The following is a 6,238-nucleotide window of genomic DNA, read 5'->3' as shown; positions in this document are numbered from 1 at the left end:
CGGACAAGCCGAGATACTGGCCTTGCGCACGAATTGCAACGCTGAAGTCCGGGTGATTTCTTCAACCGCGGGGTGGGCCGTTTTTTGGGATCGCGCGCTTTCAAATATCCGCGTCGCAATGACGTCTGCATTGGTGGACATTGCCCATCTATCGCTACCCTCGGCGTGCCAGTAGTCGCTCGCGTCTAGGGCGATGAGACTGCCAAGCTCGCGTTGCTCTCCTTCTTCCAGGGAAGCTGTCGCGCGGAAGCTTCTAGCGATGCTTGCGAAGCCTTCTTTGCCTCGGTGAGGGCCCGGGCGACGACTCCGTCCAATTTGTATATATCCCCGAAAGTCTGCAGCTCCCCATCCGCATCAACTACGGCGGTGAAATAGGTGGTGTGCACGGGGATCGGATCGTCTAGGTCGACTTCATGGTCTTTGCTATTCTTAAGCAACTCATCGATCTTGCTTTTTTCCCAACCCTTGTCTTCGGCGAGGAGGACGGCGGCTACCGTCCCCGGGTTCTCGACACGTGGACAATGATGACCCTCAGCGCGAACGTCTTCCTTAAAAGGTTCGCGCTTGATCGTGTCATGCATGTAGACGACGTGTTTGTTCGGATAGAGGAACTTCACCTTGCCTAAATAGTTCTTTGGGCCGGGAGGCTGCACGAAGCTAATCGCGCGCAGATTCACTTTTTTCCAGTTGATCTTTTTTGGATCAACCCTACGACCTCTGTAGTACACCTTTAATCTGTGCTGCTTGAGAACGGCTGTATTGTCGGTACGGTCATACCACTTGCCCCCTTTGCGCAGTTTCGGGAGAAGGTCCTCTCTGACAATTGTGGGCGGCACAGTCCATTTTGGATTGAAGACCATACTGTCCATGCTTGCTGAAAAAACTGGCGTCGCATAGCGCCGTTCTCCGACCACTGTCTTTTCCGAGTGGACAATTTCGTCGCCCTTAACAACATGCATCATGAACTCAGGCGTATTTAGCCAGACGTAGCGAGTCCCCAGCTCATCCGGCATCCAGCGCCAGCGTTCAATATTGACGAGGAGTCTCTCTAAGTCATCAGGTTCGATCTCACCTTTCGCCCGTTCACTGCGCAACGCCTCACGCAAGAGAGCAAATTGGCGGTGCTGCGGATGCAGCTTTGTCAAATAGAGGCCCGGCTCTTTGGCCGTGCGGATTTCGGTAAGCACCGTTTTCGGGTCACGTATGGGAGGGTGCTGGTCAATCAGTTCGCTCAAGTTTGACGGGCTCAGGCGACCGCCTTGCGCGTAGCGAGCATATCTCAGCACAGCCAGACCGATGGCGACTTCGGCCGCTGCCTGATCTTCTGCCGAAATAGGTTGATAGTCAGAGGGCGGCACCAAGAATTCTGACGGTTCGAGCGCCCAATCCTCGGCCTTGCCCAACTCGGCAAGAACAGCTTTGCCAGCAGGCGATATGCCGGCGCTGTCTATCCAGAGCGCGGGAACGTCCTGTCCTGCGTGAAAGCTCTCGATCGCTGCCAGGTCATCGGGGTGAACAGATTTCCGCAAACCTGGATCGGTCAATTTGAGGCGAACCGCATCGCGGATGAATAGCTTCTCTGCTGGTTCTTGCTCAGTTGCGAGATCCTCTTCAGAGTGCTGTTCGTCAGCGACGCTTTGCGTGGCGTCGGCTTCGGCAATCTGGGCGGCAGCAGTTTGTAATGAAGAAGGATTTTCATCCACCTCCGCCGCGATTGCAGAAGGCGGTTGGCCCTCGATATCGACGACGATGGCTGCGCCGAGTTGCTGCTCTCGCTTGTCGGAGAGTAGGCCAATGCCAAGAGCAATAGCGACCGAGCAGAGGCCGGCCCCCCAAAGAAGCATACTATTGCTCAGCAGACGTATTGGCTGAGGCTTCTGTGCCCCATCAGAAACTCGCACTTTGGCACCGCAATTCTAGCATTAATGTCCGTTGTCGAAGCCACTTCGCCTTGGTCGTCGTATTCGGCGAAGAAACCGCGACTTGCCCCCAGCAGGCATCGTACCAGCCCAAAGGCTATTTCCGATGTGCCTGAGCGGGACGAGGCTAACACATCAGGGAGGCGCGGGCAGTGTCGTGAGCCAATGAAATTCGTCAAATTCGAATGAGTTGCCACAGCTCGGCGATGTTTTACACTCAAGCTAGCGACCGCAGTGCGGAGAACATGAGGCGGAAATTCGGTGGCTTGCTTGGGGGGCTGCTCAAATGGGGATCACAATCGGCCGGACGTTCATTTGGTTCGCCGTTGCTGTTGCGTGCAGTGTCATCGCGGGCTGCGATGATAGGTCGGAAGAAGTAACCGCGCGGCCCGCGCGGCCCGTATCTTATGTATCGCTAGAGACTTCAAATCCAAGCCGGACGACGCTTGTTGCCGGCTCGGTTGGCTCTTGGAAAAAAGAGCTTGTCGGGTTCCAGGTCGATGGGCGTGTCAACTATGTCCGAGAGCCTGGCGAGAACATTGATGGCCGTATTCTGACGAAGGAAGGCGAAGTTCTCGAGGGCGGCACTCTACTGGCTTCGCTGGAGAGCGAACGCTACCGCATTCGGGTAGGCGAGGCCGAGGCGCGCGTTCGGAGCAGCGAAGCCAAGGCTCAGTCGGTCCGTACGGAAGTCCAGGAGACCATTCCCAACGAGCTCAAGGAAATGCAAGCCGAGGTCGATCGTTCGAGTAAGGAGTTCGAACGACAGGATCGTCTCTTGAAGACGGGTACGGGCACTCAAAAGAAAGCGGACGAAGCGCGCGCGGCATTCCGGGCTGCGTCCGCTCGCCTTGCCCAAGTTCAATCGCGACTCGGTGAGGCAGAGGCTGAGCTGGCGTCAGCTGAGGCGCAGGTCATCGAAGCGCAACAGTCGCTGCGCGAAGCGAAGCGCGATCTCATCGACACCGAGCTCTACTCGCCGTTCAAAGGGCAGATCTCCAAGGTTCACGTGATCCCTGGCGGATACGTGAAGCGCGGCCAGCCGGTGATGACGGTTCAGATGATGGACCCGATCAAGGTCCAGGTCGCTGTTTCGGCGGAGACCGATCGGGGCATCAACTACAATGACATTCTCAAGATCTATACAGATGATGCCTCTGAGCCAATTGACGGTTGGGTTCACCACAAGGATGCGGTTGCCGATGCTTCCACGCGCACCTTTATGGTCACGCTTCTCGTGCGCAATAGACAGGTTGAGGTCGATGCTCCCGAGAGCCAGGCTGCAGAGGAAATTTATCGTATCGACGACATTTGGGACATCGTCTCAGAATCCGGCGACGGCAAGCCGCCCTATTTTGTCAACGAAGCGATTTTGCATGAGGACGCTGACGGGTATTTCGTTTGGAAGGTGGAAGGCCTGACGTTGCCTGACCTCAAAGGCTCCTTTGATCCTGTTTTTACGGTCAAGAAAGTCCGTGTCCGGATGGGCGAGCGTCGGATGCCTTTTTTGGAGATTTGGACCTTTCGGGAAGTGGCAGATCTCGGTGGTCTGGACCCGGCCAAGGACCTGCTCGCATCTCGATTGCCGCCTGAGACAAAGGAAGGCGACCACATTTTTCTCTCGCGCAAGCGTTGGCTCTTGCGGCCCGGGGAGCTTGTTCGTGTCGATCTCCGAAGCGGTCAATTGGCCGAAGGCTTCTACGTGCCTGCGCAGGCCATCCTGAAGGACGGGCCGGACCATTACGTTTTCACTGTCAGTGAGCAGGAGAACGGCGAGGAATTGGCAGTTAAGGTCGCGGTTAAGCTCGGATCGACTCTAGGCACTCTGCAGGGAATCGAGCCGGTATCTGACGGCGAACTGACTGACGGAATGAAGCTGATCGTCGACGGTGCTCACTATCTTCGCGACGGTGAGCGGGTCAATGCCTTCTTCGAAGTGGAGCAGGAGTCGTGAACCTTCCAAAGTTCGCCCTGTCACACAAACCGATTGTTCTTGGGTTTGCGCTCGTCATGCTGGCCTGGGGACTGAATGTGTTTCTGGACGCGCCACGTCGCGAGGATCCAGAATTCACGATTCGAGAGGCTGTGATTACGACAGATTGGCCCGGCGCTACCGCACAGCAGGTGGAGGAACTTGTTACGGACAAGGTGGAGATCGCCGCCGCCAATATCGATATGGTACGTCGCGTGCAATCGACCAGCATGGTTGGTCGGTCAGTCGTTCAGGTCACGGCTCTAGACGACATCATGGATATCCGTCCTGTGTGGGCCAAGCTCCGTGCAGAGATGGATTTATTGGCCGCGGATCTGCCCGCGGGCGCTTCGATCCCTGCGGTGAACGACAACTTTGGTAACACTGCCGCGTTGGTGCTTGCTCTCTACCAGGATCCGGAGTCAGCCAAGACGCGCCCGTATTCGCCGCGCGAATTGGAGGTCTTTGCCAAACGGCTGCGTGACCGGCTGACCGATTTGAGGCCAACCGAGGTCACTGCCGAGGGACACATAGTCCCCATTACGACCGACCCGGCCTACGTGGCGCGTTTGGATCTCTATGGTGTCCAACGCGAAGTCATCTATCTGGAGACGGATGCTGGCGTGTGGAGCAAGTTGAAGCTCACGTCGGACGAGCTGATGGAGCTTTTGGCGCAACGAAACGTCGTGGCACCTGCAGGCGTGTTGAACACGAGCAAGGATCGAGTTCATACGCGGCTCGCCGGCAACTTTGACGCGGTGAATGAGATCGATCAGGTAGTTGTTGGGCGCGTGGCCTCCGGTGCAGAGTCGCCGGATCGACAGACTATTGAAGAATTTGAGCGCAGCCTGGCTGCCGGTGAAGGCTCCGAAGCGAGCGAGCAGCCTCCCGCCTATGAGGTGCCCGTCTATTTGGATGATCTGAGAATAAAGGTCAGCCGCGACTACATCGACCCGCCAGAGTCGCTAGTTCGTTTTGGCGACGCCGAGTTCTCCGCCCCAGCTATCGGCATCTCGTTCACAATGAAGTCGGGAAACAACATCAGCTGGATCGGCGATGCCGTCGATCGCCTGTTGGAAGCTGCACACGAGGATTTCCTGCCACCGGATATCTTGGTTGCGAAGGTGTCCAATCCGCCAGCGTTCGTCGAGAAGAAGATCGACGATGTCGTCAACAACCTCATCGAAGCCGTGATTCTCGTCTTGTTGATCCTCGGCCTGCTTGCGGGATTCAGGGTAGCCCTCGTAACAGCCGCGTCGGTCCCCTTGATCATGCTGAGTGCGCTGGCTTTGATGCGGCTCTGGGACGTTGAGATCGAACAGATATCTCTGGCTGCCCTGATCGTTTCTCTCGGCCTTTTGGTCGACAACGCCATCGTCACCAGCGAGAACACGACGCGATTCCTCAATGCCGGCCTGCCGCCTGAAGAGGCTACAATAGAGGGTTGCAACCAAGTCAGCATGTCGCTGCTCTGGTCCACGTTGACCACGGTGAGCGTCTTCATCCCAATGGCGTTCGTACTGCCCGGCGATATTGCGGAGTATGTCTTTAGTTTACCGGTGGTCGTTGCGTTGACGCTTGGTGTCAGCTGGCTTTGCGCCATGACGGTGACGCCGATTCTAAGCTACTACATTCTTGCTCGTTCGGATGGTCGCTTGCCGATCGTTGTTCTGCTCAGTTGGATTGGCCAGAAGCTCGGCATCGGCGGCAAGGAAGCTCCAACAGCACGCGTTGATGAAGGCAGAGAGCCCCGGCGCGGCGAACGGTTTGAAGGCGTCGTTCGTTTTGCCATCGCGGCGCGCATTCCACTTATATTGGGTGCGTTCGCCTTGTTGTTTGCCTCACTTATGTTGCCAGTGAAGCCCTCTTTCTTCCCGTTCTCCGACCGGAACCAATTCTCGATCGATCTCTGGCTTCCAACGACGGCGCCGATTTATCGAACCGACGAAACCGCTAAGAAAGTTGAGACAATCTTGCAACGTCTCAGCACCGTCACCTGGAAAGATGGCCAATGGGCCCCGTTGACGGACGAGGAAGGCGAGCCGGCTCAGCGCCTAACTGACTTCATCGTCTATGTCGGAACTGGCGGTCCGCGATTCTACGCAGGTCTCGATCCGGGGCCGTCGTCGCCACGCTACGCCGGCTTCGTCGTGAATGTCGCTAACTACGATGCGGTTGAGCCATACATCGCAGACATTCGGCGTGCGGCCTGGAGTGGCATCGGAGCTCCCGGCGATGAGGATTTCATACCGCCGATTGCCGGCGCGCGCGTCGTCCCCCGTCAGCTTGTCATGGGGACACCGGTTCCGTCACCGATTGAGTATCGGCTCACGGGCCCACGCCTCGC

The 6,238-nt window shown here is 57.1% G+C and carries 3 protein-coding genes; 2 read left to right on the top strand and 1 reads right to left on the bottom strand.

Annotated features, from left to right (window positions below):
* Positions 1 to 185: 185 nt before the first annotated feature.
* Positions 186 to 1,844 carry a L,D-transpeptidase family protein gene (locus tag AC33YF_RS12395; protein ID WP_491777517.1) on the bottom strand — a complete coding sequence of 553 codons (1,659 nt, stop codon included), beginning with the start codon at positions 1,842 to 1,844 and terminating at the stop codon, positions 186 to 188.
* A gap of 361 nt (positions 1,845 to 2,205) precedes the next feature.
* Between AC33YF_RS12395 and AC33YF_RS12390 the strand changes: the two genes are divergently transcribed.
* Together AC33YF_RS12390 and AC33YF_RS12385 are read left to right on the top strand one after the other, a co-directional pair.
* On the top strand, positions 2,206 to 3,873 hold the full coding sequence (locus AC33YF_RS12390) for an efflux RND transporter periplasmic adaptor subunit (RefSeq protein ID WP_491777516.1): 1,668 nt from the start codon (positions 2,206 to 2,208) through the stop codon (positions 3,871 to 3,873).
* Positions 3,870 to 6,238: efflux RND transporter permease subunit (locus AC33YF_RS12385; RefSeq protein WP_491777515.1), on the top strand; the 2,369-nt coding region annotated here is incomplete at its 3' end. The genes AC33YF_RS12390 and AC33YF_RS12385, both read left to right, overlap by 4 nt.

The organism is Methyloceanibacter sp., assembly GCF_058506495.1.
The sequence above is the reverse complement of the archived record's forward strand: the minus strand, read 5'-3'. Positions and strand labels throughout refer to the sequence as shown.

Excerpts from the sequence above, each read along its gene's own strand:
- AC33YF_RS12390 (WP_491777516.1), top strand. The coding sequence starts at position 2,206 with ATGGGGATCACAATCGGCCGGACGTTCATTTGGTTCGCCGTTGCTGTT.
- AC33YF_RS12395 (WP_491777517.1), bottom strand. The coding sequence starts at position 1,844 with ATGCTTCTTTGGGGGGCCGGCCTCTGCTCGGTCGCTATTGCTCTTGGC.